Below are 26,411 nucleotides of genomic sequence, written 5' to 3' on the forward strand. Positions count from 1 at the left end.
GTTCGACCTGCAGATGACTGCTAAGGAAGGGGAAGGGCCGCACCTCGTGCATGGTTTACGCCGGCGGTATCGGCGGTGGTGCGGGCACCGGGAGTTACCGGGAGAAGAGACAAGCGACGGCCGATACGGCCACCGAGCAGCGCGGATCCGCTGCGACCGAAGCAACGGCAATAGCCTGAACCTCGTACGCATGGGGGATGACAAATGAGACATGTTACTGGCTTTAGACCCTTATCGTTGGGATGTGGCGTGCTGGCGCTTGGGATGTTCCTGTATGCAAACGGTGCCGCAGCGGTCGGAACCGGCGCCAATGATGCAGTGGTGAACCCCAATGCCACGGTCGCCACCAGTGCCACCATCACGCTGCTGGGCACGATGGGTGGCCCGCCACTGGACATTCATTCCGAGCGTGCCGAAAGTTCCACCTTGCTTACAGTCGGCGACCATCAATATCTGATTGATGCGGGTACCGGCGTGACGCGACGACTGATGAAATATGGATTGCCACCCTACAAGGTGAATCGCATCTTCATCACGCACAATCATCTTGACCACACGGCAGGGCTCGTTTCGTTGCTTGCTGAGAGCTGGTTCAATGGCTGGTACTACCACGACCCGTTGTACATGGATCGCAGCACGCAAAAGCCGTTCACTACGATCTACGGTCCACCGGACACTCAAGGCTTGTTCGACGGCGCCATGCAGTTCCTGAGCGTATCGGCTCACATCTTCAATGCCGACGATACTGGTGCCGGCACCATGAAGCCGCCAAGTCACGTTTTCGGCGTGCATACGGTTATTGCGCATGACGAGCCAGTGACTTTCTACGATGATGGCGCCGTGAAGGTCACGGCCGTCGAAAATAATCATTTCGGAGACCCGGAGCCGGAGCGCTTGCGCGAGGCGGGCTCTTTCAGCTATTCCTATCGCTTCGATACACCGGCAGGAAGTATCGTATTCACTGGAGACACCGGACCCAGCGAAAACGTGACGAAACTGGCGACTGGAGCGGATGTACTAGTGGCGGAAGTCCTCGACTTTGACCTCATGTTGAATCCGAAAGTATCTTGCGAAGGCGTTGGTGTCAGCAAGGCGCCCAACAAAGAGCAAATACGTCACCACATGTTGCACCAACACCTCTCGCCTCAAGCGGTAGGGGAGATGGCCAAGAAAGCGGGTGTGAAGACAGTTCTTCTGTATCATGTCGTGCCCGGGGATGCGCCACTCACGTATGGAGTGGACTATGTTACTGCGGTCAAGAAATATTTTTCTGGCACCGTCCTGTTTGGGCATGATTTGACCCAATACACGTTGGTAAAGAAATAAAAGCACCGCGGAGGCCGACTGACCCCGCAGGTGTGTGTGGTCAGTTCGGCTCCGTTTTTCCTTTGGCTATACCGATTCGTCCTACACGGATAGGCGTGTTGCTTGCGTCCGTGTTGCTACGACACTGCGGATGGAAACTCTGGGAGTGACGGGATCATGTCAGCAGGTATCAAGTGTGGCTCCTTTGTCCCACGATGGAAAAGGGCTACCGCAGCTGGCATTCTCGCTGTAGGGGTCGTTCTATTGGCGGTGACGGGCAACGCCAGGGCGGCCGATAACTTTGACCTGGGAGAAGTCCACCCTGGCAACAAAAACCTGGGCCCACGACCAGGGCCACCACGCTACCTCGACGATTATAGCGCCCTGGCCAATACAGATCGTGTGGCCTTCCTGGACAAGATCCATTATCTGCCGCTGTCAAAGGGTGCTTACTTGAGCCTGGGGGGCGGCTACAAGGGGATTTACACCAACCAGCGGAACATGTTCTTTGGCGTAAACCCAACCCCCCAAGGCCCACTTTCTCACATGAGCTTCTATTCTCATCGTGCAGAGGTACATGCAGACCTTCACTTGTTCGGCAACACGGTACGGGTATTCGGAGAGGTGAGCGATACCCTCAGCGCTGGTCGGCAGAAGGGCGGGAAATTCCCGGTGTTCGAGTCGGATTTTGAGCTGCATCAACTGTTCGCGGACGTGAACTTCCACGTTGGAACCGCTGCCCGTGGTTTTGTAAGGATGGGACGGCAAGAGATGAAGTTCGGATCGGGGGTGCTGTTTCGTGTGCGTGAAGGCTTTCCGGTGCGTGAGGTGTACGACGGCATCCGCGGCACTGTGCGGCTAGGGCAACGTGTAACGCTCAACGCCTTTGCCGTGCAGGATGTCGCCAACCATTATGGTTCGTTCAACGATTCGTCTGCCGGTACCGGTCGGTTTGCGGGTATCTATGGCACTGTTGCCTGGATGCCAAAAACGTTCAGCCAGGATCTCTACGTGCTGTACTACCGCAGGAATGGACGACGTGCATTCGGCGTACACGGTAACGACGAGCGGTACACAATGGGGACGCGTGCGTTTGGCAATGCCGGCCCGTTATTCTACAGCAACGAGGCGATGTTCCAGACCGGTCACTTCGGCCACGACAACATACGAGCATGGGCAACCGCCAATACCATCGGGGTCAACCTGCCCCGCTGGATGTGGCGTTCGAGCGTCGGCTTGCAGGCGGACGTAGGTAGTGGTGACGGCAACAAGGGCGATCACACCACCGAAACCTTCGATCCTTTGTTTCCTTCGGATGGGCTGCGATACGGCTTTGGATTGTACGGGCATCTGTCCAACCTCATCTCCGTTGGCCCGAAAGCGTCCATCACGGCCGTTGAGCCAGTGACGGTGTCGGTGAGCGTGTTGGGGAACTGGAAGGAAACGCGGACAGACGCGGTTTATGTAGGAGGGCTTGGCGCCCCGTTGCCGGGAAGCGCGAACACTCACTCTTCCTATATCGGAACCTCTTACATCATGTTTGTTCGGTGGGCTGCTGCCAAATATTTGACCTTTGATGCGGCGTATCAGTACATGCACGCCGGCGGAGCGATCCACGAAGCGCACGGGAGTGATGGTCAGTTCGTCGCCATTTACGGAGCATTCTACTTTTAGGTATCCAAGTGAAGGTGCCAGTTCGCACTGGCGAATCCTTGGATAATGAGAAAGCGCTTGCGCGCGGTGACAGGATAGGGTAATCCCCTCAGAAAGTAGCGGCACCCAGAAGTGGAATTTTCTCGTAGTCTGACCCGAGGAGGTTCCATGAAGACGTCACGATTCAGCGACAGCCAGATCATCGCGGCATTGAAGCAGGCTGAGGGACGCAGCCCGGTTGCCGAGCTGTGTCGGCGGCACGGCGTCAGCTCGGCAAGGTGTGAGCCGTTGTGACAATGGCCCCGAGTACCCCAGTGGGACGCCGCTGTCCTTACTTATGCGCGGCCGGCATAAGCGTACGGCTTATCCCCATTTCTGTCGGCGGCCGGCGCTGGCCAGAATCCTTGGCATGGTGTCGCACGTTTCCCGTTTGTCCGCTCTCACGGTGTCGCCGGTTTGGCGGCGCCGTGGGCGATGTAGCCGGCCGTTGCCGGTTGCGCATCACCCGTCGAGACAAACCACCATCAGGAGTAAGCAAACATGAGTCTGCAACTTGGTCAGGTCGCCCCCGATTTCACCCTCGATTCCACCCAGGGCCCGCTGCATTTGGCGGATTACGCCCGTGACCACTGGCTGGTGTTCTTCTCGCACCCGAAGGACTTCACCCCGATCTGCACTACTGAGCTGGGTGCGTTTGCGCATCGCAAGGCGGAGTTCGAGCAGCGCGACACGAAGCTGCTCGGCCTTTCGGTGGATTCGGTGACGGAGCACAAGGCGTGGGCAAAGGACATTGCCGAGGTGGGCGGCAGCGAGGTGGGGTATCCGATTCTTGCCGACCCGAACCTGGATATCGCCAAGCAGTACGGCATGTTCCATCCGCAAGCCGACCCGACCGTCACCGTGCGCTCGGTGTTCATCATCGATCCGCAGCGCAAGGTGCGCACCATCCTCACCTACCCGCCGTCCGTCGGCCGCAATATCGACGAGATTTTGCGCACGATTGATGCGCTGCAGCTTACCGACAAGGGCCCGGTGGCGACGCCGGTGGATTGGAAGCCGGGCGACGATTTCGTGGTGTCCGCGAAGCTCTCCGATGCCGAGGTGGAACAGAAGTTCACCGGCGTGCGCAAGGTCAAGCCGTACTTGCGCTATGCGAAGGCCGCCAAGGCCTGACGGTGATGTATCCCGGGTGCGTGATGCCTGTTCGCAGCGCGCATTGGGTGTGAGTGTCGGGCCACGGAATGCCTGGTGAACAAGGACGGCTGACTGGCAGGCGGCGCGAGCAATCGCGCCGCCTGTTTTTATGCGGGCCATTCAGGAACCTGATTAGCGATATTCCTCGGCTATGAGTGGCTCCAATGGTTTCAACTTGGAAAGGTGTCAAGGCCGTCATATTGCCATGTGTCTATTTCCTCTCCCCATAGGAGAGAGGGAGTAAGCGCGTGTGGAGCCGCGCCTCTTTATCGAATTCCGCCAGAGCTGCATGGCACCGCGGAGTTGAATCCATCGCTAGTGAAATGACGTCCCGCATTCCGATAGAAGTCGCCGCTTTTCGCTTATGCGCCATATGTGCACATGGCGCCGTCATTTCCGCTGGCGGCATGCATGGCTTTACGTTGCAGTCTTCCGCCGCTGCACGTCATTCGAACCATGCCAGCTACCGCGAGTCTGTCACGTTTGCCTTTGCCGAAGGATCGGTTTCAGCACCTGGACCTGCTGACCGAAGGATTGGATACCGCAAGCCTGTGGTGGTTGTCGGGCTACACGGCTGGCCTGGCGCGAAGAGTGGCACCGGGCCCGGACGTCCCGATGCCGGTACGTGCGGCGGCGGAGCCTGATGCGGGTGCGCGGCTTACCGTGGTCTACGGCAGCCAGACCGGCAACGCCAAACGGCTGGCCGAGCAACTGGCGCAACAAGCCGAAACCGGCGGGCTTGCCGTGCGCCTGTTGCGTGCCGATGCCTACCCGCAGCGCGAGTTGGCGCAGGAGCGCCTGCTGTACGCGGTTATCAGCACGCAGGGCGACGGCGATGCGCCGGACGACGCGCGCGGCCTGCTCGATTTTCTCGCCAGCCGCCGCGCACCGAAGCTGGATGCGCTCTCGTTCGCGGTGCTTGGCCTGGGCGATACCAGCTACCCGCAATTCTGCGTGATCGGGCGCAAGCTTGACGCGCGCCTCGCCGAGCTGGGCGGCAAGCGGCTGTTTGCCTTTGGCGAAGCCGACCTCGATCTCGACACTGTGGCGGTGCCGTGGGCCAAGCAGGCGTTGGGCATTGCGCGCGACGTGCTGAAGGCTTCGGGGCAGCCCGCGGAGGCTCGCGTCACACCGCTGCGCCCGCATCTGGAAGTGGCGGAGGCGGCAAGCTGGTCGGCCACGCATCCGTTCACCGCCGAGATCCTCGCCGCCCAGCGCATCACCACCGCCGACAGCGCGAAGGATGTGCGCCACATCGAAGTGAATCTGGCCGAGTCGAGGCTGGATTACCAGCCCGGCGATTCCCTTGGCGTGGTGGAACGCAACCCCGAGCCGCTGGTGGACGCGCTGCTGGAAACCGTGCACCTGGATGGCACCGCGGCGGTCAGCGTGGGTGACGTTACGCGCGAGTTGCGCGAGTGGCTGTATGCCAAGCGCGAGATCACACGCCTGAACCGGCCGTTCGTCGCCGCGCTCGCCGAGCGCAGCGGCGATGCGGAGCTCAAGGCGCTGCTCGATCCCGCGCAGGGCGAGGCGCTGCGGGCGCTGCTGGAGGCCTCGCAGCCAATCGACCTGTTGCAGCGCTACGGCGCCGAATGGACACCCGAGGCGTTGGTGACCGCGTTGCGCCCGCTGGTGCCGCGGCTGTACTCGATCGCCTCCAGCCGTGCCGCAGTGGAGGACGAGGCGCACCTCACCGTGGCACACGTGGAATACCCCACGCCGGCCGGCACGCGCTGGGGCGCGGCGTCGCATTGGCTCGCCACGCGTGGCGAGGGGGCGCAGATCGAGGTGTATCTGGAGCGCAACGAGCGCTTCCGCTTGCCGGCGGATGGCGCGCGCGACGTCATCATGATCGGTCCCGGCACCGGCGTGGCGCCGTTCCGCGGCTTCGTGCAGGAGCGTGCCGCGGCCGGGGCGACCGGGCGCAACTGGCTGTTCTTCGGCAACCCGCATTTCCACACCGATTTCCTCTACCAGCTCGAATGGCAGGCGGCGCTGAAGGACGGCTCCCTCACGCGCATGGACGTGGCTTTCTCGCGCGACCAGGCGGAAAAGGTCTATGTGCAGCAGCGCGTGCGCGAGCGGGGCAAGGAGCTCTACGCCTGGCTCGAAGGCGGCGCGCACCTCTACGTCTGCGGCGCGATCTCGATGGCCCGCGATGCCGAAGCCGCGGTGCGCGACGTGCTGGTGACTCACGGCGGCCGCACGCCGGAAACCGCGGACGAATACCTGAACGCGCTGCGCGAGCAGCACCGTTATGCAAGGGACGTGTACTGAGATGGGCAAGCCTTCCGATATCGAACGCATCAAGAGCGCGAGCCGCCACCTGCGTGGCACCCTGCTGGAGAGCCTCGCCAACCCGATCACCGGCGCGCTGCGCGTGGACGACGTGCAGCTCCTGAAATTCCACGGTGGCTACCAGCAGGACGACCGCGACGTGCGCGAAGCGCGCCGCGTTGCCAAGCTGGAACCGGCGTATATCTTCTTCGTGCGCCTGCGTTTGCCCGGCGGCGTGCTGACGCCGCGGCAGTGGCTGGCGATGGACGACACCGCGCGCCGGTTCGGCACGCACGGCATCCGCATGACCTCGCGGCAGACGATCCAGGTGCACGGCATCGACAAGCGCAACCTGCGCGCGGCGGTGCAGAACATCCACGCCAGCGGGCTGGACACAATTGCCGCCTGCGGCGACGACAACCGCAACGTGGTGGCGGCGGTCAACCCGCTGCTGTCGGCCGTGCATGCGCAGATCCATGAGCAGGCACAGGCCCTGTCGCTGCACCTGCGGCCGCAGTCGCGGGCGTGGTTCGAAACCTGGCTGGGCGAGCCGGCCACCGATGGCAGCGAGCCGGAGCCGCTGCTGGGCGACGCCTACATGCCGCGCAAGTTCAAGATAGGGTTTGCGGTGCCGCCGGAAAACGACATCGACGTGTATTCGCAGGACGTGGGTCTGGTCGCGATCATCGAGGACGGCCAGCTCGCCGGCTACAACGTGCTGGTCGGCGGCGGCATGGGCGCCAGCCACGGCGACGCGAAAACCTATCCGCGCATGGCGAGCCTGATCGGCTTCATCACCCCCGACCAGGTCACCGCCCTGTCGGTCGCCACGCTCACCATCCAGCGCGATCACGGCGACCGCAGCGATCGCAAGCACGCGCGCTTCAAGTACACGGTGGACGACAAGGGCCTGCCATGGATCAAGGCCGAGATCGAACGCCGCGCGGGGTTCACTTTGCAACGCCAGCGGCCGTTCCGCTTCACCCAGCGTGGCGACCGCTTCGGCTGGCGCGAGGGCGACGACGGACGCTGGCATCTCGGCCTGCGCATTCCGTTTGGACGCGTGCACGACGACGGCAAGACCACGCGCCAGGCCGGCATGCGCGAGATCGCAGCGCTGCTTGCCGAGCACGCGCCGGATGCGCAGATCCGCCTCACGCCGAACCAGAACGCGTTCATTGCCGGCGTGCCGGGCGAGCTGCGCGCGGCGATCGACGCGATCACCGCCAAGCACGATCTGGATCTGTACCGCAGCGAGACGCCGCTGGGCTTGAACGTGATCGCCTGCGTGGCGTTCCCCACCTGCGGGCTGGCGATGGCTGAATCGGAACGCTGGATGCCGCACCTGGTGCCCAAACTGCAAGGGCTGCTGGACCAGCACGGCCTGCATGACGAGCCGCTCGACGTGCGCGTCAGCGGCTGCCCGAATGGTTGCTCGCGCCCCTACCTCGCGGAGATCGCGCTGATCGGCAAGGCGCCGGGCCGCTACAACCTGATGCTGGCCGGCGACCACCGCGGTCAGCGGATGAACGCGGTGTACCGCGAAAACATCGACGAGCCGGCGATCCTGACCGAGCTCGATGCGCTGTTTGTGCGCTTTGCGGCCGAGCGCGAGGGCGGCGAACACTTCGGCGATTTCTGCGCGCGCACCAACGTGGTCACGCCGCCGGCCGAACGCGAGGTGACGCCGTGAGCAGCGCGGTGGAGATCGAACAGGCCGCGCATTCGCAGGCCAGGCTCGCCGAGCTCAACCGCTGGCTTGCCACGCGCAGCGCACCCGAGCGCATCGCCTGGGCGCTGGAAACCTTGCCCGGCGAGCATATGCTGTCGTCGAGTTTCGGCGCGCAGGCCGCCGTGTCGCTGCACCTGACGGTGCAGGCGAAGGCGGACATCCCGGTGGTGCTGATCGACACCGGATACCTGTTTGCCGAAACCTACCGCTTCATCGACGAGCTGCGCGCGCGCCTCGACCTCAACCTCAAGGTGTACCGCGCCGACATGGGCGCGGCGTGGATGGAGGCACGCTTCGGCAAACTGTGGGAGCAGGGCGTGGACGGCATCCGCCGCTACAACGAGCTGCGCAAGCTGGTGCCGATGCAGCGGGCGCTGACAGAACTCGGCGTACAGACGTGGATCGCAGGCATCCGCCGCAGCCAGTCCGCAAGCCGCGCGCACGCCGACATCCTCGAACGCCACGAAGGACGCTGGAAACTGCATCCCATCGTCGACTGGAACGACCACGACGTGTGGCGCTACCTGCATGCGCACGATCTGCCGTACCACCCGCTGTGGCACGCCGGCTACGTGTCGATCGGCGATACCCACACCACCCGCCGCTGGCAGCCCGGCATGCGCGAGGAAGACACCCGCTTTTTCGGCCTGCATCGCGAATGCGGCCTGCATGCCGACCTCGGGCATTCGGATGTGTCGGCGGCGTGAGTCCGCCCCGCGGCCTGTCGGCTACTGGCGCAGCAGCAGCCGGTACGCCGGGTTCGCGCTTTCGTCCGCGTAGGGGTAACCCAGCGTGTCGAGAAAACGCTGCAGCAGCGCGCATTCGATGTCGGGCACCTGGATGCCGACCAGGATGCGGCCGTGGTCGGCGCCGTGGTTGCGGTAGTGGAACAGGCTGACGTTCCAGTCCGGGTGCAGGTGGGCGAGAAACTCCGGCAGTGCGCCGGGGCGTTCCGGGAAGTCGAAGCGGAACAGGTGCTCGTCATCCGCGAGCGGCGTGCGCCCGCCGACCATGTAGCGCAGGTGCAGCTTCGCCAGCTCGTCCTCGGACAGATCCAGCACCTCGAAGCGTTCGGCGCGGAAGCGTTCGGCCAGCAGCGCGCGCTCGTCGCGGCTGCGCGTCTGCACGCCGACGAAGATGTGCGCGTGCCGCGCGTCGCCGATGCGGTAGTTGAACTCGGTGATCTGGTGACGGCCGAGTGCGGCGCAGAAGCGGCGGAAGGTGCCGCGCTCCTCGGGGATAGTCACCGCGAACAGCGCCTCGCACTGTTCGCCGGCCTCGGCGCGCTCGGCGACAAAGCGCAGGCGCTCGAAGTTCATGTTGGCGCCGGAGATCACCGCCGCGAGCGTCGCGCCCTTGAGTGCGTGTTTCGCCGCATACTGCTTTAGCCCGGCGACGGCGAGCGCGCCAGCGGGTTCCGGAATGCTGCGGGTTTCCTGGTAGACGTCGCGGATCGCCGCGCACAGCGCGTCGCCGTCCACGCGCACCATCGCATCCACGTGCCGCTGGCACAGCGCAAAGGTGAGCGCGCCGACCTGCTTGACCGCGGTGCCGTCGGCAAACAGGCCGACATCGGGCAGGTACACGCGCTCGCCGCGTTCGAGCGATTGCGCCATCGCGTCGGAGTCGTCCGCCTGCACACCGATGACCTTGGTCTGCGGCGAGATGGTCTTGATGTAGCTGGCGATGCCGGCCAGCAGGCCGCCGCCGCCGACCGGCACGAACACCGCATCCGGCGCCGGACACTGGCGCAGGATCTCCATGCCCACCGTGGCTTGTCCGGCGATCACGTCGAGGTCGTCGAACGGATGCACGAACACCAGGCCGCGTTCGCCCTGGATGCGCGCGGCCGCGGTTTGCGCATCGCTGTAGGAGTCGCCCGCCAGCACGATCTCCACCGCGTCACCGCCGATCCGGCGCACTGCGTCCACTTTCACCCGCGGCGTGGTGAGCGGCATCACGATCACCGCGCGGGTGCCGAGCCGCACCGCGGCCAGCGCGACGCCTTGCGCGTGGTTGCCGGCCGAGGCCGCGATCACTCCGCGCGCGCGCTGCGCGGCATCGAGCGAGGCGATCTTGTTGTAGGCGCCGCGCAGCTTGAACGAGAACACGCTTTGCAGGTCTTCGCGCTTCAGCAGCACGCGGTTGCCGAGGCGCGCGGAAAGCAGCCTGGCGTCTTCCAGCGGCGTCTCCTGCGCCACGTCGTAGACGCGTGCGGCGAGCGTGTGGCGCAGGAGTTCCAGATCGGAGGGCGCGGCATCGGCTGCGCCTTCGGCGAGCTGGGCGTTCATGCCGGGGTGGCCACCAGATGGCTGCGCATGCCGCTGCCCACCACCGACAGGCTGCTGGCATCGAGCACGTCCACCAGCTTGCGCACCTGGCGCAGGATCTGCTGCAACGTGCCCTCGTCGCCGTGCAGCACCAGCGTCAGTTGCGACACCGCCGGGTCGTGGGTGGCCGCCACGGTGAGCGCGTCGATGTTGACGTGGCGCGCGGCGAACAGGCCGGCCACGCGCACCAGCGCGCCGGATTCGTTTTGCAGCAGGATCGAAAGCGTGTGTTTCATGGCACTCTCCAGCGGCGCATGGCGCCGGCTCAGAACATGTGGGTGGGGGCGAGTTCCGGCGTTATCGGCGCACTGCGCGAAGGGATGAACGGGCCGGTGATCATCTGCGCGTAGCTCGCGCCGGGGCTGACCATCGGGTACACGCCGGCGTCCGGGTCGATCATCACTTCGAGGAAGGTCGGGCCGCGGTGGGCGAGGAAGGCGGCGATGGTCGTCTCGATGTCGGCCTTGCGCTCGAGCCGCTGCGCCCACTCGAAGCCGTCGGCCTTGGCCGCGGCGACGAAATCCTTCTTGCGCAGGCTCTTGTCGGTGGCGGAAAAGCGGCCCTTGAAGAACAGCTTCTGCCACTGCCGCACCATGCCGTCGACGCCGTTGTTGAGCAGCAGGATCTTGAGCGGCAGCTCGTAGGTGGTGACGGTTTCCAGCTCGCCCACGTTCATGCGGATCGAGCCGTCGCCGTCGACGTCGATCACCAGTGCATCCGGGCGCGCGAACTGCGCGCCGATGGCGGAGGGCAGGCCGAAACCCATGGTGCCCATCGAGCCGGAGGTGAGCCAATGCCGCGGCGCACGGAAATCGAAATACTGCGCGGCCCACATCTGGTGCTGGCCGACGCCGGTGGCAACGATCGCGCGACCTTGGGTTTGGCGGTTGATCGCCTCGATCACGGCTTCCGGCTGGATCAGCGGGCTGTCGCGGTTGTAGTTCATCGCGTAGTCGTGCTTGAGCTGCGCGAGGTGCGCGTGCCAGGCGGAGAGGTCGGAGTGGAACGCGTGGCTGCGGCCCCAGGCCGTCAGCTTTTCCAGTGCGGCAACGAGCGGACCGATGTGGTGCCAGTCCACCGTCTTGACCTTGCCGATCTCGGCCGGGTCGATGTCGATCTGCGCGATGAAGCGCGCATGCGCGGCGAACTGGTCGGGCACGCCGGCCACGCGGTCGTCGAAGCGTGCGCCCAGCGCGATGAGGAAATCGCAATCCTCCACCGCGTAGTTGGCGTACGCCGTGCCGTGCATGCCAAGCATGTGCAGCGCCAGCGGCCTGGTGGTGTCGTAATCGCCCAGCCCCATCAGCGAGGTCACGACCGGGATGCCGAAGGTTTCCGCAAACGTGGTGAGCGCCGGTGCGGCGGCGGCGGAGACGACGCCGCCGCCGGCGTAGATCAATGGGCGTTTGGCCTGCGCCAGTGCGGTAAACAAACTGGCGCAGGCCTCGTCGCCGAGTTTCGCCGCTGCCACCGCGTTGAGCCGCGCGCGGTAGCCGGGGATCGGCAAGTGGCTGTTGCCGTCGAACTTCAGCGTTGTGTTCTGCACGTCCTTGGGAATATCGACCACCACCGGACCGGGGCGCCCGCTGCGCGCGATCTCGAACGCCGTGCGCAACGTGGCTTCGAGTTTTTGCGGATCGGACACCAGGAACACGTGCTTGGCGCACGCGCCCATGATGTTGGCGACCGGCGCCTCCTGGAAGGCGTCGCTGCCGAGCGCCGATGTGGGCACCTGGCCGCAGATCGCGACGAACGGCACCGAGTCGGCCATCGCGTCGCGGATCGGGGTGACGAGATTGGTCGCGCCCGGCCCGGAGGTGACCAGCGCCACGCCGACCTTGCCCGAGGCGCGCGCATAGCCGGCGGCCATGAAGCCCGCGCCTTGCTCGTTCGCCGGCACCACCAGCGGCAACGGCTCATGGCCGGCGGCGTCGCGGTGTTCGGCGTTGTAGCGGAACACCGCGTCATACACCGGCAGGATCGCGCCGCCGGAGTAGCCGAACACGACGCCACCGTGCTCGTCCGCAAGCACCTGTACCACGATCTCCGCGCCGCTCATGGCTTGCCCGGCAAGCGGGTGGGTGGGGATGGTGGGTGCCGCAAGGGCAGTCTGCATGGGGGTGGTCACGATCGAATCCTGGTGGTGGGTAGGGGCGGGCGCTGCGAATGTCAGTTGCGGATCAGCTCCTCGGAGTGGGCCGGATGCACCGGGATGCCGTAGGTGCGGATCACTTCCAGATCCTGGGTGAGCGCGGAGAAGCGCTCCCACGCGATGCCGTTGCTGTCGGTTTCGCTGCGGAAGCCTTCGGCCTCGTCCTCCTCGAAACCGAGGTTGCGCACCTGGCCGGCGCGCGCGGGGTCCTGGCTGATCGAGAAATTGAGCAGCTCGGTGCGCCACATCGCGTAGGTGTCCGCAACCACGGCTTGCGGGTGCTGGCCGAGGCGTTTGCTGTAGTCGGCGATGGCGGTGTCCAGGTCGGCAACGATCAGGGCGATGTGAAAGCGTTTCATGGCGTACCTCGTTCGATCAGTAGGTGAGCGGGCCGCGGCAAGTGCCACGGCCCGCGGTCGGCCTCAGCCGACGGCTTGCTTTTTCTGCGGCGCGGCGGCCACCGGGGCGTCGCCCTGCAGCCAGGTCATGCGCGCGCGCAGCTTGGCGCCGACCTGCTCCAGCGGGTGGTCGAGATCGGCCTGCTTGAACTTGTTGTAGTTGGGCAGGCCGGCCTTGTATTCGGCCGTCCAGTTCCTGGCGAAGGTGCCGTTCTGGATGTCGGTCAGCACGTCTTTCATGCGAGCCTTGACGCCGGCGTCGATCACCCGCGGGCCGCTGACGAAATCGCCGTACTGCGCGGTTTCGGACACGTACTTGAGCATCTTGGCGATGCCGCCTTCGTAGAACAGGTCGACGATCAGCTTGAGCTCGTGGAACACCTCGTAATAAGCGATCTCGGGCTGGTAGCCGGCTTCCACCAGGGTCTCGAAACCGGCCTGCACCAGGGAGCTCGCACCGCCGCACAGCACGGCCTGCTCGCCGAACAGATCGGTCTCGGTCTCTTCCTTGAAGGTGGTCTTGATCAGCATCGCGCGCGCGCCGCCGATGCCGTCGGCATAGGCCAGCGCCTTGTCCTCGGCGTGGCCGCTGACGTCCTGGTGCACCGCCCAGATGTCCGGCACGCCGCGGCCGCGCTCGTACTCGGTGCGCACCAGCGCGCCCGGGCCCTTGGGCGCGACCATGATCACGTCGATGTCCGCGCGCGGCGCGATCTGCTTGAAGTGGATGTTGAAACCGTGCGCGAACAGCAGCGCGCCATTCGGTTTGAGGTTGGGGGCGATGGCCTGCTCGTAGAGCGCCGGCTGCACCATGTCCGGCACCAGCACGGCGACCAGGTCGGCGCCTTTCACCGCCTCGGCGGGTTCGGCCACGGCAAAGCCTTCGGCCTTGGCCTTCTGCCACGACGGGCCGTTCTTGCGCAGGCCGACGACGACGTCGAGGCCGGAGTCGCGCAGGTTCTGCGCGTGCGCGCGGCCCTGGCTGCCATAGCCAAGCACGGCGATGCGGGATGAAGCGAGGATGGTGGTGCTCATGCGATGACTCCCTGGGTGGTGGTATGGGTGGTGCGGCGGGTGACGTTGGCGGCGGAGGTGGTGGCGCCGTCGGAGGCGGAGCTGACCAGCACCGCGAATTTCGCCAACAGGCCACGGGTGGCTTTCGGTGCCGGCGGCTGCCAGTCGGCGCGCCGGGCTTCGAGATCGGCGCTGGTGGAAATTTCGCGGCTGATGGCGTCGATGCGCAGCGGATCGCCGTCGCGCAACAGCGCGATCGGGCCGCCGCGCGCGGCTTCCGGCGCGATGTGGCCCACCATGAAGCCGTGCGTGGCGCCGCTGAAACGACCATCGGTGATGAGCGCCACGTCGTCGCCGAGGCCGCGGCCGATCAGCGCGGCGGTGACGCCGAGCATTTCGCGCATGCCGGGGCCGCCGGCCGGGCCTTCGTTGCGGATGACGACGACATCGCCCTTGCCGACGCGGCCGTCCTGCACGGCGGCAAACGCGTCCTCTTCGCTCTCGAACACCTTGGCGGTGCCTTCGAAGTGGGTCGCGCCGTGGCCGGCGCTGTTCTTGCCGGGGATCTTCAGCACGCAGCCTTCCGGCGCGACGTTGCCGTACAGGATGGAATACCCGCCGTGCGGCTTGATCGGGTTGGCGACCGGGTAGATCACGTGCTGGTCTTCGAACCGTGGCGCGGCCGCGGCTTCCTCGAACAGCGTGCGGCCGGTGACGGTCGGGGTGTCTTCGAGCCGCTCCGCGGCGATCAGCTCCTGCGCGACGCGCGCGATGCCGCCGGCGTCGTACATCTCCACTGCCGTGTAGCGGCCGGAGGGCATGAGGTCGGCGATCACCGGGGTTTCCTCGGTTTCCGGCTGGAAATCCTCCAGCTTCCAATCCACCCCGGCCTCGCGCGCGATCGCCAGCATGTGCAGCACCGAGTTGGTGGAACCAGCGGTGGCGGCGACCATGCGCGCGGCGTTGCGCAGCGAGGTGCGGTTGATCAGCGCGCGCGGCGTGCGCTTCTTGCGCAGGCAATCCATCACCAGCTCGCCGCAGCGGAACGCGGCCTTGAGTTTTTCCGGATGCGTGGCCGGGATGTCGTTGGCGCCCATCGGCGACAGCCCCAGCGTGGTGATGACCATCGCCATGGTGTTGGCGGTGAACTGGCCACCGCAGGCGCCGGCGCCGCCGCAGGCGTCGCATTCGACCGAGTGCAGCTCGCTGTCGTCCATCTTGCCGGCGCCATGCGCGCCGACCGCTTCGAACACCTGCTGGATGGTGATCGGCCGGTTCTTGTGCAGACCGTGCGCGATGGTGCCGCCGTACAGCGCCACCGCCGGGATGTCGAGCCGCGCCATCGCCATCGCCGCGGCGGGGATAGTCTTGTCGCAGCCGCACAGGATCACCATCGCATCGCACAGGTGGCCTTCGACCGCGGCCTCGATCGAGTCGGTGATGACCTCGCGGCTGACCAGCGAGTAGCGCATGCCGGGCGTGCCCATGGCGATGCCGTCGGTGACCGCGATGGTGTTGAATTCCACCGGCGTGCCGCCGGCCGCGCGCACGCCGGCGGCCACCTGGTCGGCCAGCTCGCGGTGGTTCAAGTTGCACGGGCTGACGTTGGACCAGTTGTGCACCACCGCCACCAGCGGCTTTTTCAGCGCGTCGTCGTTCATGCCGGTGGCGCGCAGCATGGCGCGGGCGGGGGCGCGGTCGGGGCCGGTTTTGATCAGATCACTGCGCATGGATATCCCCATGGTGGAAACAAGAGAGATGCCTCCCTTGCGCGTGCGGTGGCGATGGTCCGGGGGGCGCGAAGGAAAGCCGGGGAGTCGTCGGCAGTCGTCGCTTCCACCGCCACGCGCAACGCGCAGGGGAGGACAAAGGCGGCGAAGCCAGCGTGGCGTTCGCCATGAACAGGGGCGCTCAGCCGCAGCATGAGTTCGCCAGATCGGCATACATGTCGGCGGCGGTGGCGCTGCCGGCAACCGCGGCCAGCACCGCGTCGCACACTTTGGCCGTCGACGCGCTGCCGCCGAGGTCGCGCGTATGCGGGCCGTCGCGCAGCACGCGCTCGACCGCGGCCTCGACCGCTGCCGCTTCGGTTTCCAGCCCGAGCGAATGGCGCAGCAGCAGGACGGCAGAGAGGATCGCGCCGGTCGGGTTGGCCACGCATTGGCCGGCAATGTCGGGCGCCGAGCCGTGGATCGGCTCGTACACCCCGCGCCGGCCTTCGCCCAGCGAAGCCGAGGGCAACAAGCCGAGCGAGCCGGCGATCGCGGCCGCCTCGTCGGTGAGGATGTCGCCGAACAGGTTTTCGGTCACCACCACGTCGTAGCTGGACGGGCGGGTCAGCAGCAGCATCGCCATCGAATCGACCAGCTGGTGCTCGACCTTGACGTCGGGATAATCGGCGGCGATGCGATTGACCGTGCTGCGCCACAGGCGCGAGGTGTCCAGCACGTTCGCCTTGTCCACGCTGGTCAGGTGCTTGCGCCGCCCGCGCGCCAGCTCGAAGGCGCGGCGCACCACGCGCTCGATTTCGCCCACGGTGTATTTGCACTCGTCGGTGGCGACCTCGGCGCTGCGGCTGCGCGCGCCGAAGTACATGCCGCCGGTCAGCTCGCGCACGAACAGCACGTCCACGCCGGCGAGCTTTTCATTCTTCAGCGGCGACAGCGCGGCGAGCGGCGCGTGCACCTTGAGCGGGCGCAGGTTGGCGTACACGCCGAGCGCCTTGCGCAGCGCGAGCAGGCCCTGTTCCGGGCGCACCCGGGCATTGGGGTCGGACCACTTCGGTCCGCCGACCGCGCCCAGCAGCACGGCATCGGCGGCCTGCGCCGCGGTCAGTGTGGCGGCCGGCAAGGGCTCGCCGGTGGCGTCGATCGCGCAGCCGCCGAGCAGGTGCTCGGCAAACGTGAACTCGTGGCCGTAGTGCGCGGCCACCGCCTTCAGCACGGCCACCGCCGCCTTGGTGACTTCCGGGCCGACGCCGTCGCCGGAAAGCGTGACGATGTTTGCCTTCATGCGGCGTGCTCCTGGTGTTCGTAACGGGTGATGGCGTCGCTGCGCTGCAGGAGGTAGCCGAGCTGGTCGACGCCTTCGAGCAGGCAGTGGCGGGCGAACGGTTCCAGCGTGAAGTGCATGCGGGTGCCGTCCGGCAGGGCGATGAACTGGCCTGCCACATCCACCGTCAGCTCGATGCCGGGGTGCGCCAGCAGCCAGCGGTTCTCGTCTGCCGTGAGCACGATCGCGACCAGGCCGTTCTTCAGTGCGTTGTTGCGGAAGATGTCGGCGATCTCGCTGCACAGCACGGCCTTGATGCCGTAGTCCAGCAGTGCCCATGGCGCGTGCTCGCGCGAGGAGCCGCAGCCGAAATTGCGTCCGGCGACGAGGATCGCGCAGCCCTTCGCCTCGGGCCGGTTGAGCGGAAACTCGGGGTTGTCGCTGCCGTCGGCGAGGTAGCGCCAGTCGTTGAAGCAGCGCTGGCCCAGCCCTTCGCGCGTGGTGGTGGTGAGAAAACGCGCCGGGATGATGCGGTCGGTGTCGATGTTCTCGTCGACCAGCACGGCGGTGCGCGAGGTGATGCGGGTGACCGGATTCATGCTGCCGCCTCCTTCAGGTACTCGCGCGGATCGGCGATCACGCCGGCCACGGCACTGGCGGCGGCGGTGGCGGGGCTGGCCAGTACGGTGCGCACGCCCTTGCCCTGGCGGCCTTCGAAATTGCGGTTGGAGGTGGAGACCACCAGCTCGCCGGGCTTCGCGCTGTCGCCGTTCATGGCGATGCACATCGAGCAGCCGGGCAGGCGCCATTCGGCGCCGGCGGCGAGAAACACCTGGTGCAGGCCTTCGGCCTCGGCGTCGTGGCGTACCTGTTCGGAGCCGGGCACCACCAGCATGCGGATCCCAGTGGCGATGTGCCGGCCGCGCAGGATGCGGGCGGCGACGCGCAGGTCGGACAACCGCGCGTTGGTGCAACTGCCGACAAACACCACGTTGACCGGGGTGCCCTGCATCGGCTTGCCGGGCACGCTGTGCATGTAGGTTTGCGCGCGCTGGTCCACCGCGTTGCGCGGTGCCGGCACCGGCGCGTTCATGGCAATCGCCGTGCCCGGATGCGTGCCCCAGGTGACGGTGGGCACCACGTCGGCGGCGTCGATGTGCACCTCGCGGTCGTAGTGCGCGCCGGGGTCGGTGTGGAGCTGTTTCCAGTGCGCGACAGCGGCATCCCAGTCGGCACCTTGCGGCGCGCGCGGGCGGCCCTTGAGCCAGGCGAACGTGGTCGCATCCGGCGCGATCAGCCCGGCGCGTGCGCCGGCTTCGATCGACATGTTGCACACCGTCATGCGCTCTTCCATCGTCAGCGCTTCGATCGCCGCGCCGCGGTATTCGATGACGTGGCCGGTGCCGCCGTTGATGCCGATCACGCCGATGATGTGCAGGATCAGGTCCTTGGCGGCGACGCCGTCGGGCAGCTTGCCGTCGACCACGATGGCGAGCGTCTTCGGCTTGCGCTGCAGGAGGCACTGGGTGGCCAGCACGTGGCCGACCTCGGTGGTGCCGATGCCGAACGCCAATGCTCCAAACGCACCATGCGTGGAGGTGTGGCTGTCGCCGCAGACGATGGTCATGCCCGGCTGCGTCGCGCCGAGCTCCGGCCCGATCACGTGCACGATGCCGCGGTTGGCGCTGTTCCAGCCGTGCAGCGTGACGCCGAACGCGCTGGTGTTCTTCTCCAGTTGCGCGACCTGCGCCTTCGCGGCCGGCGTGCCGTACGGGCGCTCGCCGGTGGCATCCGGTGGCAGCGTGGGCGTGGAGTGGTCGAGCGTGGCCAGCGTGCGTTCCGGCCGGCGCAGCTTGATGCCGCGCGCGCGCAGCTCGTCGAACGCCTGCGGCGACGTCACCTCGTGCACCAGGTGCAGGTCGATGTACAGCGTGGCTGGGGTGTCGGCGGTTTCCGGCGCCACCACGTGCGCGTCCCAGATCTTTTCGAACAGCGTCTTGCTCATCACGCGGCCTCCTGCTGGCGTTCCTCGACCCTGCTCAGCCAGCCCCACTTGTCGGTGGTACTGCCGTCGAACAAGCCGAAGAAGGCCTTTTGCAGCGCGCGCGTGATTTCGCCCGGCTTGCCGCCGCCGACCTGTTTGCGGTCGACCGAGCGCACCGGGGTGATCTCGGCCGCGGTGCCGGTCATGAACACCTCGTCGGCGCTATACAGCGCCTCGCGCGGCAGGTCGCGCTCCTCCACCGCGATGCCCAGCTCGGCGGCCAGCGTCAGCACGCTGTCGCGGGTGATGCCGGCGAGGATGCCGGCGCTGGTCGGCGGGGTCATCAGCTTGCCGCGCTTGACCAGGAACAGGTTCTCGCCCGAGCCCTCGGAGAGCAGTCCGTTCGGCCCCAGCGCGATGCCTTCGTCGTAGCCGCCGCGACGCGCTTCGAGCCCGATCAACTGGCTCGACAGGTAATTGCCGCCGGCCTTCGCCCAGCTCGGAAACGTGTTCGGTGCTGGCCGGTGCCACGACGAGACGCACACGTCGGCGCCACGTTCGGCGGCCTCGCCCAGGTACTTGCCCCACTCCAGCGCCATGATCGCCACGTCCACCGGCGCTTCGCCGCGCGGCAGCACGCCCAGTCCGCCGGCGCCGCGGAACACGATGGGGCGCACGTAAGCCGAGGGCAGCTGGTTGGCGTCGATGACAGCGTGGCTGGCCGCGTTGATCTCGGCCTCGCTGTAGCCCACGTCGATCTCGTACACCTTGGCCGATTCGAACAGGCGCTGGGTGTGGTCGGCGAGGCGGAAGAAGGCCGGGCCGTCCGGCGTGGCGTAGACGCGCTCACCCTCGAACACGGAGGAGCCGTAATGCAGCGCATGCGTGCTGACGTGGACGGTCGCCTCGTTCCACGGTTTGAGTTGGCCGTTGTGCCAGACGAAAGCGGTGTGGTTCATCGGGAGGATTCCGTGGTTACAGGTTGGCGGCAGCCGCGGCCGCGGCGTGCGGCGCATGGCGTTCGATGTGGTTGACGATGGACAGCGCGGCGTGCGCGGTGGCTTCGACGATGTCGGTCGAGGTGCCGTGGCCGCGCCATTCGCGTGCGTCGTGGCGGGCGACGAGATGCGCCTGGCCGCGGGCGTCGCCACCGGCGCCGATCGCGCGCACCTGGAATTCGGCCACGTCCAGCGGCTGGCCGGTGGCGCGCTCGATCGCGCGCAGCACGGCGTCCACCGGGCCATCGCCGATGGCCGCCTCGGCGGCGGTGCGGCCGTCGTCGTGGCGCAGCTTGACCGAGGCCGACGCGCCGCCAAGGTGCGTGCTGGTATCGAGCTGCACCAGATGCCACGGACCGAGCGCGCGCGGCTCCTTGCCCAGCGCGAGGGCTTCCAGATCGTCATCGGTCACTTCGCGTTGCTGGTCGGCCAGCGCCTTGAAGCGCGGGAACAGGGCGTCGAGCGCGGCATCGTCCAGCGGGTGGCCGAGCACCTCCAGCCGCTGACGCAGCGCGGCGCGACCGGAGTGCTTGCCCAATACCAGCGTAGTTTCGGCAATGCCGACGTCCTGCGGGCGCATGATCTCGTAGGTGCCGCGGTGCTTCAGCATGCCGTGCTGGTGGATGCCGGACTCATGCGCAAACGCGTTGGCGCCGACGATGGCCTTGTTGCGCGGCACCGGCTGGCCGGTGAGCTGCGCCAGCAGGCGCGAAGCGGGGTAGAGCTGCGGGGTGCGGATGCGGCTGTCGGCGCCAAACCACGCGCCGCGCACCTTGAGCGCCATCACGATCTCTTCCAGCGCCGCGTTGCCGGCGCGTTCGCCGATGCCGTTGATGGTGCACTCCACCTGGCGAGCGCCGGCGCCGACGGCGGCCAGGCTGTTGGCCACGGCCAGGCCGAGGTCGTCGTGGCAATGCGCGGAAAACACCACGTTTTCGGCACCTTTCACGTGCGCGCGCAGCCAGGTGAACCGCTCGGCGATTTCCGTCGGGGTGAGGTAGCCCACGGTGTCCGGCGCGTTCAGCGTGGTCGCGCCGGCGGCGGCGGCGGCGCTGAACACTTCGGCCAGGTATTCCGGTTCGGTGCGCGTCGCGTCCTCGGCGGAGAACTCCACCTCGTCGCACAGCCCGCGCGCCTGTTCGACCGCGGCGATGCTGGCGTCCAGCACCTGCTGCTTCGACATGCCGAGTTTGAACTCGCGGTGCAGCGGGCTGGTGGAAATGAACACGTGGATGCGCGAGTGGTGCGCTTTTTCCAGCGCGCGCCCGGCGCTCTCGATGTCGCCGCGCTGGCAGCGCGCCAGCGCGCATACGGTGGTGGTCTTCAGGGTCTCGGCAATCTGTGCGACCGCAGCAAAATCATCCGGCGAAGCCTGCGGGAAACCCGCTTCGAGCACGTCCACGCCAAGCGCTTCGAGCATCTGCGCCATGCGCAGCTTCGCGCGCCGGTCCATCGAGAACCCCGGCGTCTGTTCGCCGTCGCGCAAGGTGGTGTCGAAAATGCGTACGTGGTCGACGGCAGTCTTGCCGCCGTCGTCGTGCCCGCTGTGCTGCTGGTTTGCCATTACTGACTCCGCTTGGATTTGCCTGTTCTTGCCAAGAAAAAACCCCGCGCCGTTTCCGGTGCGGGGTTCTTCAGGTGGTTTCAGGTCTTGTTGCTAGCTACCCGGAAACATGCCCTCAGCCCGCACCCCCGTTGGTAATGAGGAGGACGAGTACGAGAAGGCCAATAAGAAGGTTGCCGTGCAGCCGCAGACCACCGCCGACACCCTTGAGGCGATCGGTGGCGATGCTGTTGTGGTGGCTGTTGCGCTGCGACATGACACCGACCCTAAGGCAAGCAATTGACGGCTGTCAACAGTTTTTTTTGAAAGTATCGCGGCAGCGAGGCTGTGTTTGGTTCGGACGGCTGGACGTCCGAACCAGAATCCGGGGTGAGACAAGGCTTGCGGGGCAAGCCCGGCGATCGTCGTTCACGTTTCGGGCTTCGGATCGGCAGGCGGTTTGCCCTGGCGCTCAATACACCCCTTGCGCCAGCATCGCGTCGGCCACCTTGACGAAACCGGCGATGTTGGCGCCGTCGACGTAGTTCACCGTGCCGTCCTTGCGCCGGCCGTGGCGCACGCAGTTGCCGTGGATGTCCTGCATGATCGCGTGCAGGCGTTCGTCCACCTCGGCATGGCTCCACGCCAGGCGCATCGCGTTCTGGCTCATCTCCAGCCCGGAGACCGCAACGCCACCGGCGTTCGAGGCCTTGCCCGGCGCGTAGAGCGCGTCGCTGGCTTCGAACACTTCGACTGCCTCCAGCGTGGAGGGCATGTTGGCGCCCTCGGCCACGCAGCGCACACCGTTTTTCACCAGCGTGCGCGCGTCGTCGCCGTCGAGCTCGTTCTGGGTGGCACAGGGCAGCGCGATCTCGGCCGGGATGTGCCATGGGCGCTTGCCGGGCAGATACTCGAAGCGCTGGTCACCGGCCAGCTCGGCCAGCCGGCCGCGGCGCACGTTCTTCAATGCGCAGATCGCGTCCAGCGCCTCGGCATCGAAGCCGTGCGGCGCGTAGAGCGTGCCACCGGAATCGGACAGCGTCAGCACGTAGCCGCCCAGTTCACGAATCTTGAGCGCGGCGTACTGGGCGACGTTGCCGGAGCCGGAGATCAGTACCCGTGCGCCGTGGGTCTGCCGTTTGGCGTGCTGCTGCATTTCCTCGACGAAATACACCAGGCCATAGCCGGTGGCTTCCGGCCGCATCTGGCTGCCGCCAAAGGCGATGCCCTTGCCGGTGAACACGCTGCCGGCGTGGTTCGCGAGCTTTTTCATCATGCCGGTCATGAACCCGACCTCGCGTGCACCCACGCCGATGTCGCCGGCCGGCACGTCGGTGTCCGGCCCCAGATGGCGGTACAGCTCCAGCATCAGCGCCTGACAAAATCGCATCACTTCACCGTCGCTCTTGCCCTTGGGGTCGAAGTCCGAACCGCCCTTGCCGCCGCCCATCGGCAGCGTGGTGAGCGCGTTCTTGAGCGTTTGCTCGAAGGCGAGAAACTTGAGGATCGAGAGCGTCACCGACGGGTGCAGGCGCATGCCGCCCTTGAACGGCCCGATCGCCGAGCTGTGCTGCACCCGCCAGCCGCGGTTCACCTGCACCTGGCCGCGATCGTCCACCCAGGCCACGCGAAACTGGATCGCGCGCTCGGGTTCCACCAGACGCTCCAGCAGGCCATCGCGCAGGTATTCCGGGTGCGCGGCAAGAAACGGCCACAGGCTCGCGGTGACTTCGCCCACCGCCTGCAAAAACTCCGGCTGGTGCGGATCGCGTCGCTCTAGGCGTGCAAGAAATTCGGTCCTGGAACCGGGTGTGCTCATGGTTGGTGTCTCCCCATTGGCTGGTGGTGGTCAAACAAGTCGCGGCAAGCCGACCATGAAAAAGCCCCGCATCCGGTGGGGTGCAGGGCTCATGGCTTGGCTCAGGTGGTTGGTTCCGTCCCGGCGCAGCCTTCAGCCCGTATCCCCGCGAATCGCGAGAGGGTCGAAGTGGATGGCGTGACGATTTTTTGTGCGAAGTTTGCGCGGCGCCGCATGCGTGCCGTCAAAACGCTTCGGTGCGGCTACGGATGGCATGATGCGGTGCGGCATGAATTGACCCTAGGGCGCAACCGGCAACGCTGTCAAGCGGTTTCTTGCGATGGGGCGATCCGGGTTTTGGCGCATGATGGCGATAGTTGGAGCACGTGACATGGACGGAATAAATGTTAGTGCTGTGATGTGCGTCACGGTTTAAGGCACACGAGCGGCGCTAGGCGCCACAACCCTGCAGCCGCTACGATGACGCGCTCGGGACGCGGGTGAAGGAAACCGGGCGAGCGCAACCAAGCGTCTCGGGTTTTCCTGCCTGTGCACCAGGTCGGCCGCCCTCCTTGGCGACCATCGTTGGTTCGATATCAGGGATGCGCGCATGCGAAATCTGCAAGACACCAAGATCGCGATCGTTGGCCTGGGCTACGTCGGCCTGCCGCTCGCGGTGGAATACGGCAAGCACTACGACACGCTCGGCTTCGACATCAACGAGGCGCGCGTCGGCGAGTTGCGCGCGGGCAGGGATCGCACGCTGGAAGTCACCTCTGCCGAACTCGGCGCGGCACCGCGGTTGCGGTTCTCCTCCGCACTGGAGGACCTGCGCGGCGCAAACTTCTACATCGTCACCGTGCCGACCCCGATCGACACGGCCAAGCGCCCCGATCTGACGCCGCTGGTCAAGGCCAGCGAGACGCTGGCGAAGGTGCTGAAAAAGGGCGACATCGTGGTGTACGAATCCACCGTGTATCCGGGCTGCACCGAAGAGGTGTGCGTGCCGATCCTGGCCAAGGGTTCCGGCCTGGTCTTCAACCGGGATTTCTTCGCCGGCTACAGCCCGGAGCGGATCAACCCCGGCGACAAGCAGCACCGCGTCACCGGCATCCGCAAGGTCACCTCCGGCTCCACGCCGGAAGTGGCCGAGTTCGTCAATGCGCTGTACGCCTCGATCATCACCGCCGGCACCCACAAGGCCAGCAGCATCAAGGTGGCCGAGGCCGCCAAGGTGATCGAGAACACCCAGCGCGACCTGAACATCGCGCTGGTCAACGACCTTGCCAAGTTGTTCAACAAACTCGGCATCGACACCCTGGAAGTGCTGGAGGCGGCCGGCACCAAGTGGAACTTCCTGCCGTTCCGCCCGGGCCTGGTGGGCGGGCACTGCATCAGCGTCGATCCGTATTACCTCACCCACAAGGCGCAGGAGGTCGGCCATCACCCCGACGTGATCCTCGCCGGTCGCCGCACCAACGACGGCATGGGCCCGTACGTGGCCGACGAGGTCGTGCGCCTGATGCTGCGCAAGGGCATCAACCCGGTGCATGCGAAGGTGCTGATACTCGGCCTCGCGTTCAAGGAGAACTGCCCGGACCTGCGCAACACGCGGGTGGTCGACATCGTGCACACGCTCACCGACTACAACCTCGCGGTGGACGTGTACGACCCGTGGGTGGATGCGGCGGCGGCCAAGCACGAATACGGCATTACGCCGATCGCCGCCCCCAAAGCGGGCGACTACGACGCCGTCGTCATCGCGGTGGCGCACCAGCAGTTCGTGGAGCTGGGCGCCGCTGGCGTGCGCACGTTCGGCAAGCCGCAGTCGGTGGTGTACGACGTTAAGTACGTGCTGCCGCGCGACGCGGTGGACGGGAGGCTGTGATGGCAACGATCGACACCCTGCTGCCGCAAACCGTGCAGGAACGCGTGCGCGCGCAGGCCGGACACAAGTGGCTGGTGACCGGCGCCGCCGGCTTCATCGGCTCCAACCTGGTCGAGGCGCTGCTCGCACTCGGACAGACCGTGGTCGGGCTGGACAACTTCGCCACCGGCTACCAGCGCAACCTGGACGAGGTGGAACGCCTGGTCGGGCCCGAGGCCTGGTCGCGCTTCACCTTCCTCGAGCACGACATCCGCAAGCTGGAAGACTGCCAGGCAGCCTGCCGCGACGTGCACTACGTGCTGCATCAGGCAGCGCTCGGCTCGGTGCCGCGCTCGATCGAAGACCCGCTCGCCACCCACGCCGCGAATGCCACCGGGTTCCTCAACATGCTGGTGGCCGCGCGCGACGCCAAGGTGCAAACCTTCACCTATGCGGCGTCCAGTTCCACCTACGGCGACGAGCCGAGCCTGCCCAAGGTGGAGGACAAGATCGGCCATGCGCTGTCGCCTTATGCGGTGACCAAGCTGCTCGACGAAATCTACGCCGACGTGTTCACCCGCTGCTACGGCTTCAAGGCCATCGGCCTGCGCTACTTCAACGTGTTCGGTCCGCGCCAGGACCCGGACGGCGCCTATGCGGCGGTGATTCCGCAGTGGCTGGCGACGATGATCAAGCGCGAGCACGTCTACATCAACGGCGACGGCGAAACCACGCGCGATTTCTGCTTCGTCGCCAACGCGGTGCAGGCCAACCTGCTCGCGGCGCTGGCGGACGAGGAGCAGCGCAACCTCGTCTACAACGTGGCGGTGGGCCAGCGCACCAGCCTGAACGAGCTTTTTGCCGGGCTGGTCGATGGCCTCGCCGCCGCCGACGTGCACTACGACCTGCCGGCGGTGTACCGCGACTTCCGCCCCGGCGACGTGCGCCACTCGCTGGCCGACATCAGCCGCGCGCACGCCCGCCTGGGCTACGCGCCCACCCACACCCTGCTGCAGGGGCTGGACGTTGCCATGCCGTGGTATCTCGGCTTTATCGCCAGCCAACCCGGTTCGTGAGACCACGGGCCACGACGAATCAGTTGTCGTGAAATATGTGTTAGGAATGTGACGCACATCACGTAACTCGTATTGCAGAAAACGATATCTGGTGCT

General features: G+C 66.3%; 21 protein-coding genes and 1 pseudogene. 10 read left to right on the forward strand and 12 right to left on the reverse strand.

The window, feature by feature from the left end:
• The first annotated feature begins 249 nt into the window (after positions 1–249).
• The 7 genes and pseudogenes from AC3WP6_RS02905 to AC3WP6_RS02935 all read left to right on the forward strand — a co-directional run bounded on the left by AC3WP6_RS02905 (position 250) and on the right by AC3WP6_RS02935 (position 8,871).
• On the forward strand, positions 250–1,326 hold the full coding sequence (locus AC3WP6_RS02905) for an MBL fold metallo-hydrolase (RefSeq protein WP_492626296.1): 1,077 nt from the start codon (positions 250–252) through the stop codon (positions 1,324–1,326).
• 156 nt (positions 1,327–1,482) lie between these two features.
• On the forward strand, positions 1,483–2,979 hold the full coding sequence (locus AC3WP6_RS02910) for an alginate export family protein (protein WP_492626297.1): 1,497 nt from the start codon (positions 1,483–1,485) through the stop codon (positions 2,977–2,979).
• 147 nt (positions 2,980–3,126) lie between these two features.
• A pseudogene (locus AC3WP6_RS02915) lies at positions 3,127–3,234 on the forward strand (transposase); the annotation flags it as partial.
• A gap of 264 nt (positions 3,235–3,498) precedes the next feature.
• Positions 3,499–4,131 carry a peroxiredoxin gene (locus AC3WP6_RS02920; protein WP_492626298.1) on the forward strand — a complete coding sequence of 211 codons (633 nt, stop codon included), beginning with the start codon at positions 3,499–3,501 and terminating at the stop codon, positions 4,129–4,131.
• Positions 4,132–4,608: 477 nt separating this feature from the next.
• On the forward strand, positions 4,609–6,432 hold the full coding sequence (locus AC3WP6_RS02925; protein WP_492626299.1) for an assimilatory sulfite reductase (NADPH) flavoprotein subunit: 1,824 nt from the start codon (positions 4,609–4,611) through the stop codon (positions 6,430–6,432).
• A gap of 1 nt (position 6,433) precedes the next feature.
• Positions 6,434–8,125 (forward strand): NADPH-dependent assimilatory sulfite reductase hemoprotein subunit, encoded by a 1,692-nt coding sequence (locus AC3WP6_RS02930; RefSeq protein WP_492626300.1) that lies wholly within the window; start codon positions 6,434–6,436, stop codon positions 8,123–8,125.
• Complete coding sequence (locus AC3WP6_RS02935) at positions 8,122–8,871, forward strand: phosphoadenylyl-sulfate reductase (RefSeq protein ID WP_492626301.1); 750 nt, start codon at positions 8,122–8,124, stop codon at positions 8,869–8,871. Before AC3WP6_RS02930 ends, AC3WP6_RS02935 begins: the two co-directional genes overlap by 4 nt.
• Before the next feature lie 21 nt (positions 8,872–8,892).
• On the opposite strand, the gene ilvA is transcribed toward AC3WP6_RS02935, so the two are convergent.
• From ilvA to AC3WP6_RS02990, 11 genes are all read right to left on the reverse strand, one after another.
• Positions 8,893–10,455: a threonine ammonia-lyase, biosynthetic gene (gene ilvA / locus AC3WP6_RS02940; protein ID WP_492626302.1), complete on the reverse strand. Its 1,563-nt coding sequence runs from the start codon at positions 10,453–10,455 to the stop codon at positions 8,893–8,895.
• Positions 10,452–10,730, reverse strand: coding sequence for an acetolactate synthase small subunit (ilvN, locus tag AC3WP6_RS02945; RefSeq protein ID WP_492626303.1), 279 nt, complete (start codon positions 10,728–10,730; stop codon positions 10,452–10,454). Before ilvN ends, ilvA begins: the two co-directional genes overlap by 4 nt.
• Before the next feature lie 29 nt (positions 10,731–10,759).
• Positions 10,760–12,610, reverse strand: coding sequence for a biosynthetic-type acetolactate synthase large subunit (gene ilvB / locus AC3WP6_RS02950; protein ID WP_492628627.1), 1,851 nt, complete (start codon positions 12,608–12,610; stop codon positions 10,760–10,762).
• 53 nt (positions 12,611–12,663) lie between these two features.
• The gene (locus AC3WP6_RS02955; protein WP_492626304.1) at positions 12,664–13,005 is read right to left on the reverse strand and encodes a VOC family protein; all 342 of its coding nucleotides are present in this window, start codon (positions 13,003–13,005) and stop codon (positions 12,664–12,666) included.
• A gap of 63 nt (positions 13,006–13,068) precedes the next feature.
• The gene (gene ilvC, locus AC3WP6_RS02960) at positions 13,069–14,079 is read right to left on the reverse strand and encodes a ketol-acid reductoisomerase (protein ID WP_492626305.1); all 1,011 of its coding nucleotides are present in this window, start codon (positions 14,077–14,079) and stop codon (positions 13,069–13,071) included.
• Entirely contained in the window at positions 14,076–15,788 is a 1,713-nt protein-coding gene (gene ilvD, locus AC3WP6_RS02965; RefSeq protein ID WP_492626306.1) for a dihydroxy-acid dehydratase, read from the reverse strand. Before ilvD ends, ilvC begins: the two co-directional genes overlap by 4 nt.
• A gap of 181 nt (positions 15,789–15,969) precedes the next feature.
• Entirely contained in the window at positions 15,970–17,070 is a 1,101-nt protein-coding gene (gene leuB, locus AC3WP6_RS02970; protein WP_492626307.1) for a 3-isopropylmalate dehydrogenase, read from the reverse strand.
• The gene (gene leuD, locus AC3WP6_RS02975) at positions 17,067–17,648 is read right to left on the reverse strand and encodes a 3-isopropylmalate dehydratase small subunit (protein ID WP_492626308.1); all 582 of its coding nucleotides are present in this window, start codon (positions 17,646–17,648) and stop codon (positions 17,067–17,069) included. The genes leuB and leuD overlap by 4 nt, the downstream gene beginning before the upstream one ends.
• Complete coding sequence (gene leuC / locus AC3WP6_RS02980; RefSeq protein ID WP_492626309.1) at positions 17,645–19,054, reverse strand: 3-isopropylmalate dehydratase large subunit; 1,410 nt, start codon at positions 19,052–19,054, stop codon at positions 17,645–17,647. Before leuC ends, leuD begins: the two co-directional genes overlap by 4 nt.
• Entirely contained in the window at positions 19,054–19,992 is a 939-nt protein-coding gene (locus AC3WP6_RS02985) for a branched-chain amino acid transaminase (RefSeq protein WP_492626310.1), read from the reverse strand. The genes leuC and AC3WP6_RS02985 overlap by 1 nt, the downstream gene beginning before the upstream one ends.
• Positions 19,993–20,008: 16 nt before the next feature.
• Positions 20,009–21,595, reverse strand: a complete 1,587-nt coding sequence (locus AC3WP6_RS02990) for a 2-isopropylmalate synthase (protein WP_492626311.1) — start codon at positions 21,593–21,595, stop codon at positions 20,009–20,011.
• 109 nt (positions 21,596–21,704) lie between these two features.
• On the opposite strand from AC3WP6_RS02990, the gene AC3WP6_RS02995 reads away from it, so the two are divergent.
• A complete protein-coding gene (locus AC3WP6_RS02995; RefSeq protein ID WP_492626312.1) occupies positions 21,705–21,878 on the forward strand; it encodes a hypothetical protein in 174 nt (57 codons plus the stop codon).
• Positions 21,879–22,046: 168 nt separating this feature from the next.
• Here AC3WP6_RS02995 and gdhA read toward each other — a convergent pair whose 3' ends face one another.
• Positions 22,047–23,393 carry an NADP-specific glutamate dehydrogenase gene (gene gdhA, locus AC3WP6_RS03000; protein ID WP_492626313.1) on the reverse strand — a complete coding sequence of 449 codons (1,347 nt, stop codon included), beginning with the start codon at positions 23,391–23,393 and terminating at the stop codon, positions 22,047–22,049.
• Between the two features lie 589 nt (positions 23,394–23,982).
• Here gdhA and tviB point away from each other — a divergent pair.
• Together tviB and AC3WP6_RS03010 are read left to right on the forward strand one after the other, a co-directional pair.
• The gene (gene tviB, locus AC3WP6_RS03005; protein WP_492626314.1) at positions 23,983–25,260 is read left to right on the forward strand and encodes a Vi polysaccharide biosynthesis UDP-N-acetylglucosamine C-6 dehydrogenase TviB; all 1,278 of its coding nucleotides are present in this window, start codon (positions 23,983–23,985) and stop codon (positions 25,258–25,260) included.
• The gene (locus AC3WP6_RS03010; RefSeq protein WP_492626315.1) at positions 25,260–26,315 is read left to right on the forward strand and encodes an SDR family oxidoreductase; all 1,056 of its coding nucleotides are present in this window, start codon (positions 25,260–25,262) and stop codon (positions 26,313–26,315) included. Before tviB ends, AC3WP6_RS03010 begins: the two co-directional genes overlap by 1 nt.
• The last annotated feature ends 96 nt before the right edge of the window (positions 26,316–26,411 follow it).

The sequence above is a fragment of the Rhodanobacter sp. FW106-HT46G03 genome, from assembly GCF_058789895.1.

Excerpts from the sequence above, each read along its gene's own strand:
- AC3WP6_RS02910 (WP_492626297.1), top strand. The coding sequence starts at position 1,483 with ATGTCAGCAGGTATCAAGTGTGGCTCCTTTGTCCCACGATGGAAAAGG.
- AC3WP6_RS02920 (WP_492626298.1), top strand. The coding sequence starts at position 3,499 with ATGAGTCTGCAACTTGGTCAGGTCGCCCCCGATTTCACCCTCGATTCC.
- AC3WP6_RS02925 (WP_492626299.1), top strand. The coding sequence starts at position 4,609 with ATGCCAGCTACCGCGAGTCTGTCACGTTTGCCTTTGCCGAAGGATCGG.
- AC3WP6_RS02930 (WP_492626300.1), top strand. The coding sequence starts at position 6,434 with ATGGGCAAGCCTTCCGATATCGAACGCATCAAGAGCGCGAGCCGCCAC.
- ilvA (WP_492626302.1), bottom strand. The coding sequence starts at position 10,455 with ATGAACGCCCAGCTCGCCGAAGGCGCAGCCGATGCCGCGCCCTCCGAT.
- ilvN (WP_492626303.1), bottom strand. The coding sequence starts at position 10,730 with ATGAAACACACGCTTTCGATCCTGCTGCAAAACGAATCCGGCGCGCTG.
- ilvB (WP_492628627.1), bottom strand. The coding sequence starts at position 12,610 with ATGCAGACTGCCCTTGCGGCACCCACCATCCCCACCCACCCGCTTGCC.
- AC3WP6_RS02955 (WP_492626304.1), bottom strand. The coding sequence starts at position 13,005 with ATGAAACGCTTTCACATCGCCCTGATCGTTGCCGACCTGGACACCGCC.
- ilvC (WP_492626305.1), bottom strand. The coding sequence starts at position 14,079 with ATGAGCACCACCATCCTCGCTTCATCCCGCATCGCCGTGCTTGGCTAT.
- ilvD (WP_492626306.1), bottom strand. The coding sequence starts at position 15,788 with ATGCGCAGTGATCTGATCAAAACCGGCCCCGACCGCGCCCCCGCCCGC.
- leuB (WP_492626307.1), bottom strand. The coding sequence starts at position 17,070 with ATGAAGGCAAACATCGTCACGCTTTCCGGCGACGGCGTCGGCCCGGAA.
- leuD (WP_492626308.1), bottom strand. The coding sequence starts at position 17,648 with ATGAATCCGGTCACCCGCATCACCTCGCGCACCGCCGTGCTGGTCGAC.
- leuC (WP_492626309.1), bottom strand. The coding sequence starts at position 19,054 with ATGAGCAAGACGCTGTTCGAAAAGATCTGGGACGCGCACGTGGTGGCG.
- AC3WP6_RS02985 (WP_492626310.1), bottom strand. The coding sequence starts at position 19,992 with ATGAACCACACCGCTTTCGTCTGGCACAACGGCCAACTCAAACCGTGG.
- AC3WP6_RS02990 (WP_492626311.1), bottom strand. The coding sequence starts at position 21,595 with ATGGCAAACCAGCAGCACAGCGGGCACGACGACGGCGGCAAGACTGCC.
- AC3WP6_RS02995 (WP_492626312.1), top strand. The coding sequence starts at position 21,705 with ATGCCCTCAGCCCGCACCCCCGTTGGTAATGAGGAGGACGAGTACGAG.
- gdhA (WP_492626313.1), bottom strand. The coding sequence starts at position 23,393 with ATGAGCACACCCGGTTCCAGGACCGAATTTCTTGCACGCCTAGAGCGA.
- tviB (WP_492626314.1), top strand. The coding sequence starts at position 23,983 with ATGCGAAATCTGCAAGACACCAAGATCGCGATCGTTGGCCTGGGCTAC.
- AC3WP6_RS03010 (WP_492626315.1), top strand. The coding sequence starts at position 25,260 with ATGGCAACGATCGACACCCTGCTGCCGCAAACCGTGCAGGAACGCGTG.